This window comes from Algoriphagus sp. AGSA1 (assembly GCF_021390545.1).
Taxonomy (GTDB): domain Bacteria; phylum Bacteroidota; class Bacteroidia; order Cytophagales; family Cyclobacteriaceae; genus Algoriphagus.
Map to the genome: position 1 here is coordinate 186,347 of NZ_JAJUWR010000004.1, position 19,772 is coordinate 206,118.

The window sequence follows — 19,772 nt, forward strand, 5'->3', positions numbered from 1 at the left end:
GTCGGTATTATAGTATTGGGGGCGATAGGCTATTTGGTGAAAAAATATTTTTTCAAATCCAAGACTGCGCCGGGATGTGATAAATGCGCCAAGCCTTGAATTATACCGGGATCGATCTCTTAATGCCAGTTTTTTGATACTTTTAAGCCCATGGGCAAAGTAGCCAAGCAGAGTATTCAGACCACCATTTTTTCTTACCTGGGCGTAGTCATAGGATATATCAATGTCCTGTGGCTCTATCCCTATGCCTTGGATGCCTCTCAACTGGGGATATTCAGGACTATTCAGGATTTAGGGCTGCTTTTTGTACCCTTTGCCCAGCTTGGTGTAGGACATGGAATCACTAGGTTTTTCCCCAAACTTAAATCCCACCACTCCGCCTTTCTGAGTTACGGATTGGTTTTTTCCTTAGTGGGTTTTGCGTTGGTAAGCATAATTTTCTTAGGCTTCAAAGACAGTATAGTAGAACTATTTGCGGTGAATTCTCCGGAAGTGATTGACTTTTTCGGCATAGTACTTCTGATCACTTTATTTGCGCTACTAGCCAGCATAATGGATGCATATAGCCGTTCCTACGTAAAAGTGGCAGTCCCTACATTGATCAGGGAAGTTTTTCTGAGACTGCTGACTGGCATACTTGTCGGGATGTATCTGCTGGAATGGATCGCGTTTTCAGATGTTATGGTGGGTTTGGTAATGGTATATGGCCTTGCTTTTCTAGGGGTATTGGTTTATCTGCTGTGGCTAAAAGTCCTGGTATTGGATTTTCGCTGGAACACTTTTCCTAAAGGATTCCGAACCTCTTTTATGCAATTCAGCTTGGTGACTTTTCTTGCTACTGCCGCTTCCACCTTGATCATGAAGATCGATAGCATCATGGTGAGCTCCATGATAAGTCTGGAGGCTAACGCTATTTACACGATTGCTTTCAGTATGGCGCTAGTAATAGAGCTTCCCAGAAGAGCTATTTCCCAGGTAGTGATGCCTGTGATAGCCGATCATTTTGCCAAGGGCAACATCACCGAAATAAACAAGCTTTACAAGCAGGTGTCCAACCGTCAGCTTTTTGTATGTCTCTTGCTTTTCATTGGACTCTGGGCAAATCTTGACTCCTTGTATCATTTTATTCCAAATCGGGAAATCTATGAGGCGGGAAAATATGTGGTGATCTTGATAGGATTAGGAAAGCTGATGGATGTGGTATTTTCTGTAAACGGTGAGATATTGGTTTTTTCAAAACACTACCATTTCAATCTGGTTGCCACCATAGGCATGAGTATTTTCATCATCGTTTTGAATTATCTGATGATCCCCCTTTATGGAATCGAGGGCGCGGCAATGGCTTCAGCAGCGGTGATGTTGCTGTTTAACTTGGTGAAATATATTTTCCTGAAAGCAAAATTTGGTTTTGAACCGTTTTCGAAGGAAACCGCTAAGATCATCAGTGTAGGGATATTGACTTCTATTCCTGTTTATCTTATAGTATTGCCACTTGCCCCACTTCCAAGTATTGTGGTGACCAGTTTGGCTATTCTGATTTTATACCTTCTGATATCCAGGTTATTCAACGTGGGCAGCGAAGAATGGGAATGGATAAAAAACAGAATAAAAAATCAAGAATCCCAAAACTGAAATGAAGATTGAATTTCTGTAGTATGCAATCTATGGTGATCTGCGTCCTTTTCAGCGATAACCTGCCTTCCCTAGTTAGGTCAGCGGGGCTATATAAGAAATCAAAAAGTCCGGGTCTTAGAGTGTTGCAAACCTCCTACTTGACAAGATTTGAGCTGCCTGTAAACCGCAAGTTTCCACTGTTATCCTGATTCTTTCGAATCGAGGCCCCGATATAATCGAGGTGAGGCCTGCTTTTGGGAAGGGCTTCACTCGGTAAATTTGTAATTTGTGAAGTTTGAACATGTCGGCGACCCGGACAGCACAAATATACGATTTATTATAGCGTAGGTTGGCAAAATTGGAATATGATTGCGATAATGCAGTATAACCTGACATGAGCAAACCAGTACTTAATTCTCTAAATCAGTATAATATTTCAAGTAATCCTCAAACCCGAAATAAGAAAAGCCTCTATTTACCCCAAGCATCTTAAAACCCGAATTTTATTTCAACTAACCCGTAAAGTTTTACTTTTATTAACATTAAATTTGCAATTCCTTAAAACCTATAGCGCTCTATGTATTTGATTAAAAAAATGGTCGTTTGCCTTGATCAGACATCATTGGATCAGACTCTCATTCATCATGCTGCTTTTATAGCTCAGGTCAATCAAACAAAAAAAATCTACTTTGTAAATGTGATCAAAAACCTCAGTATTCCTAAAGAGGTACTGGAGGAATTCCCAAATCTGGTGGAGAATATGGTCAACGAAAGGCAGGAAGCTATGGAGGCTATGGTGAAGGAACATTTCACTGGCCCAAAGGGCATATCATTAAACTACATAGTAAAAGAGGGCTCATTATCCAAGAAAATATTGAAGCTTGCAGAGGAAAAGTCTGCTGACATGATCCTTATAGGCAGAAAAGTCACCTTACCCGGCACAGGTGTAGCTTCTTCGAGGCTGGCCAGAAGGGCTAGTTGTTCACTTCTGATCGTACCGGAAGGATCAGTATCTAAAGTGCAAAAACTGCTGGTTCCTAGTGATTTCTCCGATTATTCCAAAGATGCCTTGGAAGAGGCGATATTGATTGCTGAAAAACACGGGAATGTAGAGATAGTATGCCAAAATGTGTTCACAGTGCCATCAGGATACCATTATACTGGCAAAAGCTATGAGGAATTCACCCAGATCATGCGCATGCACGCGGAGATAAACTTCAAAAAATTTATCAGGAAGATAGACACTAAGGGAAGGAAGATCACTCCTGTCTATACCCAGGATATTAACGATGACCCTGTGGAAGAAATCGTGGCCAAGGCTAAGGAGATAGAGGCCGATGGTATAATCATAGGCGCAAAGGGACGTACCGCGGCCACCGCCTTATTTTTGGGAAGTATGGCTGAGCGCCTGATCCAGTACAACGACAGTATTCCACTGCTGGTGACCAGACCCAAAGGCAAAAACGCAGGTATATTGGAATACATTCTCGAAATATAAATGAAAAGTATCCGCAATGATTCCAGTGGCAGGTCTTCTGGGAATATGCGGTGTGTAGGATCGTGGCCTTAAGTCTGCAGTTGTCGTGAGTCAGGCTTAAGTTGCCCTGATGTCACTATTCCTAATCATACGTTGCCCATATCGCTTTATCCTGCCCGGAAACTGGACTGGTCAAAATATTTTTATCACTGATTATCAATACCCAAGAAAACATTCTTTATTTCGCAATAAACCATTTTCAATAAATTGGGTCTAAAAGGCGAATGAAGAAAAACGGTGATCAGGAAATCCTAGAACTCATCCAAAATCCCCTCACCCGGGAGATGGGGTTTAGGCAGCTTATCCTGACTTACCAGAAGCGTGTTTATCATGTGATCCGTAGGATGGTATTGATTCATGAAGATGCGGATGATATCACCCAAAACACCTTTGTCAAAGCGCATCATCACATCCACAAGTTTCAGGAACAATCCAGCCTTTTCACCTGGTTATACAGAATAGCCGTGAACGAGTCCCTGAGTTTCCTCGAAAAGAAAAAAAAGCGCTTCTTCTTTTCACTAGAAGATCATCAGGAAAAAATGGAATCGTTCATCGATCAGACAGGCTCAATCGACGGGGATGAGATTCAGCGCCTGCTCCAAAAAGCATTACTCCGCTTGCCTGACAAACAACGGCTGGTTTTTCATCTTAAGTATCAGGATGAGCTGACCTACGAAGAAATGTCGGAGATAACCGGGACTAGCATAGGTGCATTAAAGGCCAGTTACCACCATGCCGTAAAAAAAATCGAACAATACCTCATGATAGAATAAACTATTGCCCCACAACCCAGTCTAAACTTATACATATGAACAACTTACCTGATATTAAAGATTTTAAAGCACCAGATGGGTATTTCGAGAGTCTGCCTGACCGGATAATCCGCAGGATCCCGCGGCAGCAACCCGTAAATTGGTTCAGATATGCCGCGGCCATAGCAGTTCTGTTAGTGTCTTGGGGAGTTTGGCAGATCAATACTTCCAAAACGGATAGGGAATTGCTGACTCTGGAGGACGAGGTCAATCTCTACATAGAGAGCCAGTACTGGACTGCAGAAGACGTCCTTAGTATGGTGGATAACCCAGAAGAAATTCTTGATCAGATCATTGCGGAAGAAATGATCTATGAAGTGGATTTTGCAGATGATAACATAGAAAACTGGTATTAAGAATTATGAAGAAATATTCATGGATCATCTTTGTGTTTTTCCTGACTATAGGAACAGTCCTTGCCCAACAACCCGAAGGAAGATATGACCGTGAGAAGCTGGATGCGGCCAGAGTGGCTTTTATCACTACCCGGCTAAATCTCACACCAAGCCAAGCTGAGAAATTTTGGCCTGTTTATAATGTATTCGAGGAGTCAAGGGACAAAAACCTGAGAGAAATGATAGCTTTAGGAAAGTCCAAGGATACAGATTTAAGCGAATCAGAGGCCAAATCAAGGATATCGAAAAAATTTGATATACAGCGCAAACTGGTTGAAGATGAAGAAAAATTTGTCGAAAACTTATCAGGCATCCTGACCTACAACCAAATTCTACAGCTGAATGGACTGTCCAGGGAATTTGCCAGGCATATCTATCAAAGACGGAAAGAAGAGCAGAAAAAGTAGAGGCTGTCTCATAACTAATAATTATTGTCACATTGAGCGCCCATCTCCTGGTGGGCAGGAAGTAGAAACGGGCTTAATTAGCTTATAAAAGGCTTAGCCCCCACTCAGCCTGACAAGAAAACCTACTTTTGAGACAGCCTCTTTTTGTTATGGATTGTTTTTTTTCAACAAGTCCCTTATTTCTTCAAGCAGCACCTCGGATTTTGGAGGTGCGGGCGGAGCTGCAGGTGCGGCCTTTTCTTTTTTCTTCATGCTGTTGATTCCTTTTACGGCAAGGAAAATCACCATCGCAATGATCAAGAAATCGACAACATTCTGTATAAATATACCATAGGTCAAAAGCACAGGGCCTAACTCTTCCCCTGCGGGGCCGACACTGCTTTCCTTTAATACCAGTGCCAGATCAGTAAATTCCATTCCTCCAAGCAGAACCCCGATAGGAGGCATCACAACATCTTTCACAAAGGATGACACGATCTTGCCGAACGCTCCGCCTATGATCACGGCTACTGCCAGATCAACTACATTGCCCTTCACGGCAAATTCTTTAAACTCTTTAAGAAATCCCATATAAATTTGGTTAATGGTTAATTATATATTGAATATTTTAAAAATTATCGTTCAATCCAAGAACTTATTTATTTAACAAATAATTTAAATCACCAAAAAAAGCAGTTCCAGATAGAATTTCGCAACTAAAATAGAACCCAACGCATTTTTTTTTCATTAACATTGCACCTTAAAACCCACAAAAATGCAGGCACCCAAAGCCAAGAAAATAGCCCAACTCTTAGAAATACATGGCCATCAGCGTACTGACAATTATTATTGGATGCGTGACCGTGATAACCCAGAAGTCATTGAGTACCTCAATGCAGAGAATGAATACCTCAAAAACAGCCTAAAGGCTACCGAAAAATTCCAGGAAAAATTGTTTCAGGAAATGAAAGGTAGGATCAAAGAGGATGATGAAAGCGTCCCCTACTTCAAATCAGGATACTATTGGTATGTAAAATATGAAACAGGAGGAGAATACCCTCTGTATTGTCGCAAGAAAGGGAGTCTGGACGCTGATGAAGAGGTGTTTCTGGATGTCAACAAACTGGCCGAGGGCAAATCCTACTATCAAGTAGGAAGCACAGCCGCTACTTCTGATCTGAAAACCCTGGCCTTTGCCACAGACACAGTAGGAAGAAGAATCTATGGGATTTCTTTCAAAGATTTTGAAACCGGCGAGATCCTTCCAGACCATATACCCTCCACTACGGGAAATATTGCCTGGGCAGAAGACCACCAGACTCTATTTTATACCAAGCAGGATCCGGAAACCCTACGGTCATTTCAGGTGTATTCGCACCAGTTAGGCACTTCTACAGACACAGATCGGTTGGTATATGAGGAGAAGGACGAGGAGTTTTCATGTGTTGTCCATAAGACCAAATCAGAGAAATTTATCCTCATTCATTCCGAAAGCACGATTTCTTCGGAGATCAGATTTCTGGATGCTGCCAATCCGTACGGCACATTTCAACTATTGCAATCCAGAATTCCCCATCTGGAATATGCCGCGGACCATTACGAGAACCATTTTTGGATCAGAACCAATCATGAAGCCCAAAACTTTAAGCTGGTAAAGGCTCCTATTTCAAGCCCTGCCCTGGAATCCTGGGAAGATGTGATTCCACATAGAGAATCGGTACTACTGGAGGATTTTGATATTTTCTCCGGCTTCTTGGTAACACAGGAGAGATCAAACGGTCTCTGCACAATAAACATCAAACCATGGGATGGCACAGCCGAACACTCACTTGAATTTGATGATGAGACTTACACTGCCTGGATCAGTACCAATCCCGAATTCAACACTCCTATTCTTCGGTTTGGATACAATTCACTTGTAACGCCCGCAAGTACTTTTGATTATCATATGATCACTAAGGAGAAAACCCTGTTGAAGCAACAAGAAATCCTTGGTGGATATGAGGCCACAGAATATACTTCGGCACGGATTTGGGCCCAGGCAACTGACGGCGTGATGATCCCCGTTTCCCTGGTATATAAGATAGATAAATTCACTCCGGACGGATCCAATCCCCTCCTACTCTATTCTTATGGTTCTTATGGCTTCAGCATGGATGCGTACTTCTCCAGCAGCAGGTTGAGTTTACTGGATAGAGGGTTTGTATTTGCGATAGCACATATACGGGGAGGGGAAGACCTGGGAAGGGCATGGTATGAAGATGGCAAGCTGCTCAAAAAAAGAAACACCTTCACCGATTATATCGCCTGTGCAGAACATCTGATCAATGAAAAGTACACTTCATCAGCGCATCTGTACGCGATGGGTGGAAGTGCCGGTGGGCTGCTTATGGGCGCTGTAATGAATATGCGTCCCGATCTATTCAATGGCATCATCGCTGCAGTTCCATTTGTCGATGTGGTGACCACCATGCTGGACGAAAACATTCCTTTGACCACTGGTGAATTTCAGGAGTGGGGAAATCCAAAAAACAAAGAATTCTATGAATACATGCTTTCTTATTCGCCATATGACAATGTAGAAGCCAAAGACTACCCTCACCTGCTAATCACATCCGGTTTGCATGACAGTCAGGTGCAGTATTGGGAACCTACCAAATGGGTGGCCAAGTTAAGAGAAATGAAAACTGGCTCCAAGCTGCTTTTCCTTTATACTAATATGGAAGCAGGTCATGGAGGAGCCTCTGGAAGGTTCAATTCACTTAAAGAATTGGCTTTGGAATACACGTTCTTGCTTTATTTGGAAAAATTAATCTAAACTATCGACTTGATAGCCTTTTTATAACATTAGCCAAGGGTACAGGGAAATAAAATTTCCTAACTTTGGCACAAACCTATTCTCCTATTCAAATGAAAATTGCTCTAATAGCCCATGATGGTAAAAAAGCCGACATGGTTCATTTTTTAAGCGGATTCAGAGAGAGACTGCATCAGGCCGATGTGCAGCTGGTAGCTACAGGCACCACCGGTTCCCATATAGAAAAAGCAGGCTTTGAAGTCCAAAAACTACTTTCCGGCCCTATCGGTGGTGACGCCCAGATAGCGGCCATGGCTGCCCAGAAAGAACTTGCAATGGTCGTTTTTTTCAGAGATCCGCTTGACAAACATCCTCATGAACCGGATGTGCAGATGCTGATGAGGATCTGCGATGTACACAATATTCCCTTGGCAACCAATCCGGCTTCAGCCCAATTAATGTTTAAAGCTTTCACCCAAACCTAGAAAATGGAACTTAAACCCATTAAAAAAATTGGCGTTCTTACCTCCGGAGGTGACTCCCCGGGTATGAATGCAGCTATCCGTGCGGTAGTACGCACTGGATTGTACTATGACCTGGAAATGTATGGAATCTACCGTGGCTATGAAGGTATGATCCAAAACGATATCAAAAAACTGGAATCTAAGCATATTACCCATGTGCTGGAACGCGGCGGCACCTTTCTCAAATCTGCCAGGAGTGCCGAATTCCGTACTCCTGAAGGGAGACAGATTGCTTATAATAATTTAAAAAGTCATGGAATCGATGCTCTAGTTGTAATCGGTGGAGATGGGTCTCTTACTGGTGCGCATTTGTTTTATAAAGAATTCGGGGTACCAGCTATAGGACTTCCGGGCACCATAGATAATGATCTTTCAGGAACAGATTCCACTATAGGATTTGATACTGCGTGCAACACGGCCATTGAGGCTATAGATAAAATCCGTGATACAGCTACCTCCCATGACAGACTTTTCTTCGTGGAAGTGATGGGAAGAGATGCTGGATTTATAGCGATCAATGCCGGGATAGGCAGTGCCGCCGCGGCTATCCTGATCCCTGAAAAGAAAATGCCCATTGAGCACCTGGTGGACAAACTAAAGATTAGAACCAAAGCTAAAAAATCCTCAAACATTGTCATTGTGGCTGAAGGGGGTAAAAGCGGCGGGGCAAATGAAATCGCCTCCATGGTAAAAAAGCATCTTCCATATTATGACATAAAAGTCACCATCCTTGGCCATTTACAGCGGGGGGGATCTCCTAGCTCCTATGACCGTCTCCTTGCTTCCAAACTGGGCGTAGCTGCTGTAGAAGGGCTACTACAAGGCAAATACGATGTCATGGCCGGGCTCATCAACAATAAGGTTGTCTATACTCCTATCAAAAAAGCAATTGTAGATGATAAGTCTGTAGATGAGGATGATTTCCGAGTAGCAAAGATCCTTTCAACTTAACCGACTAAAAAGATTAGAAAACAAAAGTCCAAGTTAATAAGCTTGGACTTTTTGCATTATTTTCGGTTTTTGTTCATTTTCTTTCTTACTTAAGCATCATGAAGAACTATTTTCCATTCATTCTATTGTTGACTGTTCCCTCCTTGCTATGGGCGCAAACTCCAAAGACATACATCAATGCTGCCGGAGACAAACATCTCGCAGGGGAATTTGAGCTGAATTTTCTTAGATCAGACGCCTCTTTCCAGGGATGGTATGAAGAAAATGAACGTTTGTTTGAACTTTCCGGAAAAAACACTGACTGGAAAAACACCTTTCAAAATTCTGAAGTTGAAATATATCTGGGCACATGGTGTGGGGACAGTAAGCGCTGGGTCCCTCAGTTTGTCAAACTTTGGACAGGTATCGGACTGCAGGAAAGCCAGCTAAAGTTCATTGCCCTATATGATGGAGAGGAACTCTACAAACAAGGGCCGAACGGCGAGGAAAAGGGTAAGTCAATTCACCGCGTGCCGACGTTTATCTTTAAAAATGAGGGCAAGGAGTATTCCAGAATTGTAGAGTATCCGGTCAACGACCTGGAAACTGATTTAGCGCAGATCGCACTAGGACATGCTTCTAAGCCCAATTACCGGGCTGCTACCTACCTGCTTGAATTATTTGAATCAGAACCACTTGATTCCATTTATAAAAATGTGCAGACTCATTTTTATAAGATTTACTCCCTAGTGGGGAGAGAAAAAGAGTTGAACACTTTAGGTTATGTGTTTAAACATTCTGACCGCCTCCCTGAGGCATTACTGACCTTTGAGATCAATTCTGCTATATTTCCTTACTCTCCCAATGTGCTGCATAGCTATGGTGAGGCCTTGATGGCCAACAAGCAGAATGATCGGGCTATACAACTGTTTACACGGGTTCTTGAATTGGAACCAGGGAATGAAATTGCAGCCAGGCAATTACGGGAATTGCAAGGGGAAGCTACGGGAGGCGATTAATTGTATGCGGGTATCCTAAAGCATGTCGATATGTATTATGGCTAGAAGACCGCAGACCGGAAACGGAATTCCAAGTGTGGAAGGCAAATCGAAGGTGAAATCATACGTACTTTGAGTTTTCTCACAGCTACTATCAGATCGCATCGTAAATTATAGATAATCAAAAAAAGTCACCGTTTCGGGTGACTTTTTTGGTTATGAACTTAACAGAAATTAGTTTCTATTCACTGCATTCAGCATGTCAAACGCCAACTCAAGCCTTTTCACGAAGTTTTCTTCTCCCTTACGCAACCAGTTTCTCGGATCGTAATATTTCTTGTTAGGACTATCAGCACCATCCGGGTTGCCGAGTTGAGTCTGTAGGTAAGCCTCATTTTTCTTATAATTGTTCAAGATGCCTTCCCAAAATGCCCATTGCATATCTGTATCTATGTTCATCTTGATAGAACCATAGCTGTTTGCCTCACGGATCTCTTCTACAGTAGATCCAGACCCTCCATGGAATACAAAATTCAATGGCTTGCCAGACGTTCCGTATTTCTCATTGATATAATCCTGTGAATTCTTCAGGATAATAGGCTTCAAGCTCACGTTTCCTGGCTTATATACCCCGTGAACGTTTCCAAATGCCGCGGCAATAGTAAATAGATCACCGATTTCTTTCAGATGTTCGTATGCATAAGCTACTTCTTCCGGTTGAGTGTAAAGTTTAGATGAATCAATATCTGTATTGTCAACTCCATCTTCTTCTCCACCGGTCACGCCCAACTCGATTTCGATGGCCATTTCCAGCTTTTTGAACTCCTTGAAATAGTTGCAGGAGATTTCCACGTTTTCTTCCAAAGGCTCTTCAGAAAGATCCAGCATATGCGAGCTATACAAAGGTCTCTTGTGAGTGGCATAGTAAGACTTGCCAGCATCCAGTAGGCCGTCTATCCAAGGAAGCAATTTCTTAGCAGCATGGTCGGTGTGCAAAATCACCGGCACACCATAAGCCTCAGCCATAAGATGAACGTGATGAGCTCCTGAGATCCCACCTACTATACTGGCTTGTTGTTTGTCATTTGCCAGAGACTTTCCCGCAAAAAATTGTGCCCCCCCATTGGAGAACTGGATAATTACCGGTGAGTTCAGCTTCTTTGCAGTTTCCAATACCGCATTCACCGAGTTGGTGTTGATTACATTGACAGCAGGCATTGCAAACTCATTCTCTTTAGCGTATGCATAAAGGTCTTTAAGCTCCTCACCGTATTTTACTCCAGGTTTGAATTTCATAGGTAAATAAGATTTGAATAATTCATGATAAAGCGTTTTCGAGGCGCCCTTTTATTATCGGATGCTTCAAAGATATAAATCCCATTCTTAAAAAACCTTACAACTAAATCTAAAATATATACCTCTGTCCCTAACTTTCCTTAGAAACCGTGTTGGATGACAGGAGATGGAAGACCGAACACTGAATCGTAGATGATAAAATTTTCAATATGCAATTTTCAATGATCAAGGCGGGAATTTGGGAACACAGAGCCAAGAGCTGAGAAATAAAAGACAGAAGAACTGACAAAAAACCATGTTTGTAAAAAAACTTAAATCCAGTTGTAAAGTTCTGATAGAGAAAGTTCGAAAACTTCTTATATATATCCCGGGGAAAATAGGCTACTTTAGAATTATATTCTTAATAGGAAACAGCCTATGGGGGACATAGCTACCTGCTCGGGCAATTCGCAGGAGAGATCATTATGTCTGTCTAAATCCAGTTAATTAGACCCCATATCGTCTGAAAGCCAGTTCAGGCAAGGTTATATTAAACGCTGAAAGACAACTAATCATGAAACTAGAACAAGCTACAATAAAGGATATTGCCAAAGAACTCAACATCTCTGTTTCTACAGTCTCCCGTGCATTGAAAGATTACCATGGAATCAATGCCGAAACAAAAAGAAAAGTCAAAGAAGTAGCGGAAAAGTTAAACTATCGTCCCAATGCCATTGCCCTATCGCTTAGAAAAAGTAGATCCTTTACCATAGGAGTGATTATTCCTGAGGTAGTTCATTTCTTTTTCTCTTCTGTTATCAGCGGAATAGAGGAGGTAGCTTTCGCCAGAGGATATAATGTGATCCTTGCGCAAACAAATGAAAAGCTGGCCAGGGAAATGTCCAGCATCCAAACCATGCTTTCCAATCAGATAGATGGAATTATGATTAGTTTCTCGAAAGAAACCACTGACTTCGAACATTTCTCCAAATTGCTGTCTCAAAATTATCCCATTGTGTTTTTTGATAGAACACCTGATTTGCTTGGGGCTATCAACGTCATGATAGATGATTATCAGGGAGCCTACAACGCTACCAGTCATTTAATCGAGCAGGGATACCAACGGATAGTTCATCTGGCGGGGCCAAAAAATCTAAAGATATGTATGGAAAGAGAACGTGGATATCGTGATGCGTTGCTGGCTCATCAAATGCCTATTTTGGAAGAATTTATAATAGAATGTTTTCACGGTACAGCAGAGGAAAGCAAAATGCTTACAAAAACGTTGCTTTCCAATAGCCAGCTTAGACCAGATGCTATTTTTGCAAACAATGACACGGTGGCAATAGGCGCAATGATGGCTGGCAAGGAAACAGGATTAAGAATTCCTGAAGATCTTGGTATTATCGGTTTTAGTGACTGGCAACTGTGTACCATGGTGGATCCTACACTTTCCTCCGTTTCCCAGCCTGGATTTGACATAGGTGCAAAGTCCACCGAACTATTATTAGACTTAATAGAAAAGAAAGTAATGGCAGATCAAATCACCTCTCCCATGATCTTGCCTACAGAGCTGGCTCTAAGAAATTCCTCAAATAGGCTCAAAGGTGAAAAATAATCCCATTTTTTCCAGTTTTTATTGCAAACGTTTGAATATGCCTTCATTTTTCAAACAAAGGGATTTAGTGTCTTTTGCACAACACAACTGCGGTTTTAGAGACATCAAGTGAATTTTTTGTAAGGATATTCATACCTACTTTAGCAGGAATCCGACTCCTATTTATTGAGTAATTGCATGATTGAAAGCTATACATCCTCAAACAATTCCGCTCGCTTCTGCCCTATGGGAAAGGTCATCTCCTGGGATAAAAATCCAACTGGTTTTTCAGGGAAAACGGCCCAGGGAAATTTTCAGGTAACGGTATATCGATCAGGTGTTCTGAGAATCCAAGTCAATCAGGCTTCTCATTTCGACCCTAACCCCTATTCGGTCATCTCTGCACCATGTTCATCTGACTTTAGCATAGTTGAGGAAGATGAATTCATCCTCTTGGCAACAGAAAAGATTCGTTTAAAACTAAATCGGATAAATTCCACTTTTTCCTTTTATGACCTATCCGGCAAGCTGATCAATGCAGATGACTCCTTAGGCACAGCCTGGATAGGCACTGAAGTCACTTGCTATAAGCAGGTACAGGTGAATGAGAAATTTATTGGATTAGGTGAAAAAACAGGTAATCTCAACAGGTTTGGAAAAGCTTTTGTCAATTGGAATACCGATTACTTTGGCTATGGCATAGAAGATGACCCTTTGTACATGAGTATTCCTTTTTATATTGGAATACATGGCCAGGGGGCTTATGGGATTTATTTTGACAATACACATAAATCAGTTTTCAACTTTGGAGCCTCCACAGATAGGTTTGTCTCTTTCGGCGCTGAGGATGGTGATATGGACTATTACTTTATCCATGAACCTTCTGTTTCGGAAATTATCAGCACCTATACCTCCCTTACAGGGAAAATGCAAATGCCTCCCAAGTGGTCACTTGGTTTCCAGCAATGCAGATATTCCTACTATCCGGATAAGGAAGTCACCACTTTGGCCCAGACTTTCAGAGATAAAGCCATCCCTGCGGATGTGATTTATCTGGACATCCATCATATGGAGGAGTATAAGGTATTCACATTTGATGGTATCAAATTTCCTGATCCTAAAGCCATGATCAGGCATCTTAAAAGCCTTGGCTTCCGGGTGGTGGTGATTATGGATCCGGGCATCAAAAAGCAGGAAGGTTATCTGCCATATGATGAGGGAAGCGAAAATGGGTTATTTATTAAGTACCCTGATGGGCAGGATTACATTGCCCAGGTCTGGCCAGGATGGTGTGCATTTCCTGATTTCACCAAACCCGATACCAGATCATGGTGGGCAGACAAAATGGAATTCTATACCAAAGCTGGTGTGGATGGATTTTGGGCTGATATGAACGAGCCTGCATCCTGGGGGCAATTCACACCAAATCTGATAGAATTTGATATGGATGGAAATCCTGCCTCCCACAGGAAGTCCAGAAATCTCTACGGTATGTTAATGGCCAAGTCATCAAATGAAGGTTCTTTGCTCCATAATCCAGCTGAAAGACCCTTTATCTTGACCAGATCCGGTTTTGCAGGAATCCAACGGTATGCAGCCGCATGGACGGGGGATAATCAGGCAACTGATGAGCATATGCTTCTGGGAGTCCGTTTGGTAAATAGTCTGGGACTGAGTGGGGTGTCATTTTCAGGATATGATGTCGGAGGATTTGCCGGAGAATCAAGGCAAAATCTTTATGCCCGCTGGATGAGCATCGGGGCATTTTCCCCATTTTTCCGGGCCCATACGATGATCAATTCCAAGGATGCCGAACCTTGGGCATATGGGGAAGAGGTAGAGGAAATCTCCAGAAATTATATCAGGTTACGATATCAGCTCTTGCCGACGATTTACAGTAAAATAATGGAATCTACGATTCATGGGCTCCCTATATCTTCCAGTCTGGCTATAGACTATGGCCAAGATGAAATAATTTATCAGGGGGCTTTTCAGAATCAGTATCTTTTCTGCAATACATTTCTTGTGATACCTGTGGAGAGCTATAAGGAAATCACAAAAGCTTACCTGCCTGAAGGAAATTGGTATTACCTCTACTCTGATGAGAAGTACACGGGGCAGCAACTGATATATCAAGATTGTCCATTGAGCTATCTTCCTGTGTTTGTGAAAGCTGGCAGTATATTTACCATGCAATCACCCGTAATGCACACCGGAGAAAAACATGACGGAATATTGAGAATACATGTATATGAAGGCGCCGATGGAAGATTTACGCATTATGAGGATGACGGGATCAGCTGGGACTATCAGGATAGTGTGTACCATAAAAGAACCATGGAATACAATGCAGCTTCAGGAAAGTTGATCCTTCAGAAAGCCAGTGGATCATACCCAAGTGAGTTTTCCAAGATACAGGTATATTTTCACGGATTCCAGTTCACATCAGTTAGTCTAAACGGGGAAGAGATGCCATTATCATCTAGAAATTACCCATTTTTGGATCAACTGACTGAATTTGACCCACTCCCTGATTCAGCACGTCCTTATATAGCGATAGGTTCCCTTCCCCACATTGAGTTTGATTACTCTGATGATCAACTTGTTATCAGCTAATCAAAATAGACATCTTACCCAACGCCCAAATGACCCCAATTAAAAAGGAATTAAGCTTCTGGCAAATCTGGAATATGAGTTTTGGATTTCTGGGGATACAGTTTGGCTTTGCCCTCCAAGGTGGATTTATGTCCAGAATATTCCAAACCCTGGGAGCCGATAAAGATGCCATTCCTTTTCTCTGGATAGCAGCACCACTTACCGGCTTACTTGTACAGCCCATAGTTGGGTACCTAAGTGACCATACTTGGTCTCCAAGATTTGGGAGAAGAAAACCTTTCTTTTTTATAGGAGCCCTGTTCAGTACTATTGCGCTTTTCTTTGCCCCCTATTCATCTGCTTTATGGATGGCGGCGGGAGCACTCTGGATCCTGGATGCATCGATCAACATAAGCATGGAACCTTTCCGAGCTTTGGTGGCGGATAAGGTACCCGAATCCCAGAGATCCTATGGCTTCGTAATCCAGACACTGATCATAGGAATAGGTACCTGGGTGGCCTCCAATCTTCCCTGGTTTATGACTAAAATTGGGGTACCCAATACTGCGGCACCAGGTGTGGTTCCTGATTCGGTGAAATATGCCTTTGCCGTGGGTGCTTTGGTCTTGTTTACCTCCATTCTTTACACTATTCTTACCACCGAGGAATACCCACCAGATGACTTAGAGACATTCAGAAGGGAGAAAAAGAGGGGGTTTTTACGGGGATCCAAGGACATTTTAGATAACATTTCAGGCATGCCTACAGTCATGAAACAACTGGGGTTAGTGCAGTTTTTCTCTTGGTTTGCTTTTTTCACCATGTGGAGCTTCGCCACTCCGGCCATTACCGAGCATGTATTCGGGGTGGTGGACACCAGTTCCGAAGCCTATAACAATGCCGCGGACAGCGTCGGCAACTACCTGGGAACGTATGGCTTGGTTTCCATGATTTATGCCTTGATTTTGGCTTTTGTAGCGAGTAAGTATAAAATCAACAGAAGGCTATGCCACCTACTAAGCTTATTGGCTGGTGGGTGTGGCTTCATCTCCATTTACTTTGTCACAGCTCCCTGGATGCTACACCTGAGTTTTATGCTGGTGGGCATGTCCTGGGCCAGCATTCTTTCTATGCCTTACGCTATGCTTTCCAGTTCGGTGGAGCCACGGAAAATGGGGGTATTTATGGGGATTTTCAACATGTTTATCGTCATCCCACAGATAGTAGCTGCTCTGGGCGGGGTGAATTTTCTGTATAAGTTGATTTTTGGAGAGGCTGTTATCAATACAATGTTATTAGCCGGGGTACTTTTGATTTTGGCTGCCTTAAGCACTCTTTTGATCACGGACAAAAGAGTGACCCATGATTAGATGCAGCAAGATTTGAAGATCTTTTGAATAAAAGCGATATAAAACGCATGCTATAATTTAAAAATCCACTATGCCTGCTCAATAAAAAGGGGAGCTTTTCTACATTTGCCAGAGCAAAAGATTCCGACAAAGATGAAAACTATTCGAATTACCGGTGTACCTGAACATTTTAATTTTCCATGGAAAAAAGTGGTCAAGACACAGCCTTTCTTAAAGCAGGGAATTCAACTGGATTGGACTGATGAATCTAGGGGCTCGGGACAGATGAACAAAGCTTTGCGGAACAATGAGACAGATATAGCTCTTGTACTCACCGAAAGCTTCCTTCAGGATTTCGAAAATGGAAATCCTTCGAAGATCATAGGATATCATGTGCTTTCCCCCTTGATTTGGGGCATACATACACATGGAAATAGCCCAGTAACCCAACTCTCGGAAATAAAAGAACCCAATTTCCTAATCAGTAGAATAGGGTCTGGTTCCCATCTGATGACGTTTGTACTGGCAAAAAAAGAAAATTGGAAGAAAGAAAACATGAATTTCAAAGTCATAGGCAATCTTCCAGGTGCCTTGGAATCCATGGATCCCCAACTGCATGAACTGTTCCTCTGGGAGAAATACACCACTAAGCCATGGGTAGATTCAGGAGAGATGAAGCGGATCGGCGAAGTGCCCAGCCCTTGGCCATGTTTTGTGATGGTTGCTTCAGACAAAGCCATCACTGAATTTGGTGAAACAATTTTTAATTTGAGAGACTTGGTCTATGATGAGTCTAACAAGCTACAGCATGGTGAATCGTCTGTAGAAGATATCTCAAGAAATTATGATTTAAACTTGCAAGACGTCCGCGAATGGCATAATCAGACAGTATGGGCGACCAAACCAGATATTTCACGGGTTCAGCTTATGCGCTCCATGCAAACCATGAAGGAACTGGGAATACTGAAAGAAAAGCTTCAACCTGAGAAGTTTTTATCCCTTGACAACCTGTCAATTACAAACTAAAACCTGAGAAGCTTTTAATTTGATACACACGGTAGTACCTTCACCTTTCACGCTGTTTATCTGAAGATCACCTCCATTCATACGTATAAACTCCTTACAAATCTGGATTCCCAAGCCTGATCCTTTTTCCGCACTAGTACCCAATGTGGAATTGGTAAATACATACTCCTTGGAGAGCAATTGGTTGATTTGTTCCTGATCCATGCCTATTCCCTGATCCTTTACACAGCAAACCATCAAATCTTCTTCCTTTTTTACGGAAAGGTGAATGGTATCCCCATGGTTTGAGAATTTCACCGCATTATTCAGAATATTTCGGATTACAATATCTATTAAATCACGGTCAGCATACACCTGGACTCCAGAATTATTTCCAGTACAGGTTATATTTAAAGACTTTTCCTTCAATATAGGGGATATTAGTTTTATGTTCGCTGTGATCAGCTCTTCCAACGTAAAGTTTACCTTATATATTCTGAACCCTTCCATTTGGGTCATTGACCACTTCAGCGTATTATTTAAGGTAAAATAGACCGTATCCACATCCATTTTTAGGTGCTCGATCAGTTGATTAAAATCCTCCTGCGTCAAGTGCCCCGAGCCAAGTAAATCTACGATGGACTTCACCTGCCCTACGGGTCCCCTCAGGTCATGCCCTATTATGGAAAAAAGTTTGTTTTTGGTCTGATTGATTTCCTGTAACTCCCTTGATTTGATTTCCAGGTCAATATTATGCCTGTGGATCTGCTGCTTTTGTAGAATAAGACTCGCGTTATATTTTCTGATTTTCCGATTCAGGAAGTAAAGCCGGATTAGTAATCCTAAAATCAAAGCCAAACCTATCCCCACCAGTAGCATGATCTTTTTGTTCATAGTCAATCGGGTAGCCTGGATTTCATTCTGCGCCAACAACAATTCGTATTCGGATCGCTCTATATCATCCCGGAACATTCCCTGCATCAGCGCAAGCCTATCTCTGCTCGATTTATTGGTGATAGAGTCGCTTATCTTCACAAATTTGGACTGGTGGCTGAAAGCCTGTTCATAATCACTCTTTTGACGGTAATATTCCGCCAGGTAACTATGACATTTAGCAAGTTCATCCAGTAACCCATTCTCACTGGATACTTCCAAGCCTTCCATCAACACTCCCTTGGCTTTTTCAGGTTTATCATTCAACAAATATGTGTTTCCAAGCCTGTGGAGAACACTCGCTAGAAATGAATTTAAGTTCTTGGCTTTTGCTTGCACCAATGCTATTTCATAGGTCTTTTCGGCAGATTCCAATTGATCTCTCTTAAAATAAATATCGCCTACTACACGATTGGAAAAAGACAGCATATAAGGTGATCCTTGCTCTTTATTTACTTCAATTGCCTCTGAAACATAGAACATTGCTGAATCGAGTTCATCTAATTGTATATAATTGAAGGCTATGTTATTAAGACTTCTGATCATTGTCCCAAGATCACCGACTTTTTCACTGATAGTGAACGCTTTCCTGAACTGCTCTATTGCCAACAAATAGCTGTGTTGCTCATAGTAGAGCGCACCCATACTATTAAGCACCCGTGCAGCCTGTCCCTGGTTATTATCTTCCATCGAGAGATCATAGGCAGTCTTGGAATAATCAAAGGCCTTTTGCCAATGTCCCCTTCGGTAATAAATCCATCCAATGTTTTCTTTGGCTATAGCTTCGCCTGACTTACTATCAATAGAAATGGCAAGTTCCTCAGCTTCCAGCGCATAGTCCAAGGCAATTTGTTGTTCCACTTCGCGGAGGTGAGTGGCCAGTTCATTTAATATAGATAGCCTTTCCCTACCTTCAGCAACGGGAAGGATACTTTTCAGGCTATCTATATTTGGAATCTGGGCATACACTCCAGATGGAGCCAAGAAAATAAAAACAAGAAAAATATATGATTTTGGATTCAAAC

General features: G+C 42.2%; 16 protein-coding genes. 13 read left to right on the forward strand and 3 right to left on the reverse strand.

Annotated features, from left to right (window positions below):
• The first annotated feature begins 150 nt into the window (after nt 1-150).
• The 5 genes from LZF95_RS04010 to LZF95_RS04030 all read left to right on the forward strand — a co-directional run bounded on the left by LZF95_RS04010 (nt 151) and on the right by LZF95_RS04030 (nt 4,765).
• Nucleotides 151-1,632, forward strand: a complete 1,482-nt coding sequence (locus LZF95_RS04010) for a lipopolysaccharide biosynthesis protein (protein WP_233753698.1) — start codon at nt 151-153, stop codon at nt 1,630-1,632.
• Nucleotides 1,633-2,191: 559 nt separating this feature from the next.
• Nucleotides 2,192-3,112 (forward strand): universal stress protein, encoded by a 921-nt coding sequence (locus tag LZF95_RS04015; protein WP_233753699.1) that lies wholly within the window; start codon nt 2,192-2,194, stop codon nt 3,110-3,112.
• 263 nt (nt 3,113-3,375) lie between these two features.
• Nucleotides 3,376-3,924, forward strand: coding sequence for an RNA polymerase sigma factor (locus LZF95_RS04020; RefSeq protein WP_233753700.1), 549 nt, complete (start codon nt 3,376-3,378; stop codon nt 3,922-3,924).
• A gap of 35 nt (nt 3,925-3,959) precedes the next feature.
• On the forward strand, nt 3,960-4,319 hold the full coding sequence (locus LZF95_RS04025; RefSeq protein ID WP_233753701.1) for a hypothetical protein: 360 nt from the start codon (nt 3,960-3,962) through the stop codon (nt 4,317-4,319).
• A 5-nt stretch (nt 4,320-4,324) separates the two neighbouring features.
• Nucleotides 4,325-4,765, forward strand: coding sequence for a hypothetical protein (locus LZF95_RS04030; RefSeq protein WP_233753702.1), 441 nt, complete (start codon nt 4,325-4,327; stop codon nt 4,763-4,765).
• A 147-nt stretch (nt 4,766-4,912) separates the two neighbouring features.
• Here LZF95_RS04030 and mscL read toward each other — a convergent pair whose 3' ends face one another.
• Nucleotides 4,913-5,335 carry a large-conductance mechanosensitive channel protein MscL gene (mscL, locus tag LZF95_RS04035; RefSeq protein ID WP_233753703.1) on the reverse strand — a complete coding sequence of 141 codons (423 nt, stop codon included), beginning with the start codon at nt 5,333-5,335 and terminating at the stop codon, nt 4,913-4,915.
• Between the two features lie 184 nt (nt 5,336-5,519).
• On the opposite strand from mscL, the gene LZF95_RS04040 reads away from it, so the two are divergent.
• From LZF95_RS04040 to LZF95_RS04055, 4 genes are all read left to right on the forward strand, one after another.
• Nucleotides 5,520-7,562, forward strand: coding sequence for a S9 family peptidase (locus tag LZF95_RS04040; RefSeq protein ID WP_233753704.1), 2,043 nt, complete (start codon nt 5,520-5,522; stop codon nt 7,560-7,562).
• Nucleotides 7,563-7,654: 92 nt separating this feature from the next.
• Nucleotides 7,655-8,026 (forward strand): methylglyoxal synthase, encoded by a 372-nt coding sequence (locus LZF95_RS04045; RefSeq protein ID WP_233753705.1) that lies wholly within the window; start codon nt 7,655-7,657, stop codon nt 8,024-8,026.
• A gap of 3 nt (nt 8,027-8,029) precedes the next feature.
• Nucleotides 8,030-9,016, forward strand: coding sequence for a 6-phosphofructokinase (gene pfkA, locus LZF95_RS04050; RefSeq protein ID WP_233753706.1), 987 nt, complete (start codon nt 8,030-8,032; stop codon nt 9,014-9,016).
• A gap of 98 nt (nt 9,017-9,114) precedes the next feature.
• Nucleotides 9,115-10,014, forward strand: a complete 900-nt coding sequence (locus tag LZF95_RS04055; RefSeq protein WP_233753707.1) for a hypothetical protein — start codon at nt 9,115-9,117, stop codon at nt 10,012-10,014.
• 213 nt (nt 10,015-10,227) lie between these two features.
• Here LZF95_RS04055 and fbaA read toward each other — a convergent pair whose 3' ends face one another.
• Nucleotides 10,228-11,289 carry a class II fructose-bisphosphate aldolase gene (gene fbaA / locus LZF95_RS04060; protein WP_233753708.1) on the reverse strand — a complete coding sequence of 354 codons (1,062 nt, stop codon included), beginning with the start codon at nt 11,287-11,289 and terminating at the stop codon, nt 10,228-10,230.
• Nucleotides 11,290-11,839: 550 nt separating this feature from the next.
• On the opposite strand from fbaA, the gene LZF95_RS04065 reads away from it, so the two are divergent.
• From LZF95_RS04065 to LZF95_RS04080, 4 genes are all read left to right on the forward strand, one after another.
• Entirely contained in the window at nt 11,840-12,886 is a 1,047-nt protein-coding gene (locus LZF95_RS04065; RefSeq protein ID WP_368670760.1) for a LacI family DNA-binding transcriptional regulator, read from the forward strand.
• Between the two features lie 225 nt (nt 12,887-13,111).
• Entirely contained in the window at nt 13,112-15,481 is a 2,370-nt protein-coding gene (locus tag LZF95_RS04070; protein WP_233753710.1) for a glycoside hydrolase family 31 protein, read from the forward strand.
• A 29-nt stretch (nt 15,482-15,510) separates the two neighbouring features.
• The gene (locus LZF95_RS04075) at nt 15,511-16,830 is read left to right on the forward strand and encodes an MFS transporter (protein WP_233753711.1); all 1,320 of its coding nucleotides are present in this window, start codon (nt 15,511-15,513) and stop codon (nt 16,828-16,830) included.
• A gap of 132 nt (nt 16,831-16,962) precedes the next feature.
• The gene (locus LZF95_RS04080; protein ID WP_233753712.1) at nt 16,963-17,835 is read left to right on the forward strand and encodes an ABC transporter substrate-binding protein; all 873 of its coding nucleotides are present in this window, start codon (nt 16,963-16,965) and stop codon (nt 17,833-17,835) included.
• On the opposite strand, the gene LZF95_RS04085 is transcribed toward LZF95_RS04080, so the two are convergent.
• Nucleotides 17,821-19,770 carry a tetratricopeptide repeat protein gene (locus LZF95_RS04085; RefSeq protein WP_233753713.1) on the reverse strand — a complete coding sequence of 650 codons (1,950 nt, stop codon included), beginning with the start codon at nt 19,768-19,770 and terminating at the stop codon, nt 17,821-17,823. The two genes, LZF95_RS04080 and LZF95_RS04085, sit on opposite strands and share 15 nt — an antisense overlap.
• Nucleotides 19,771-19,772: the final 2 nt, after the last annotated feature.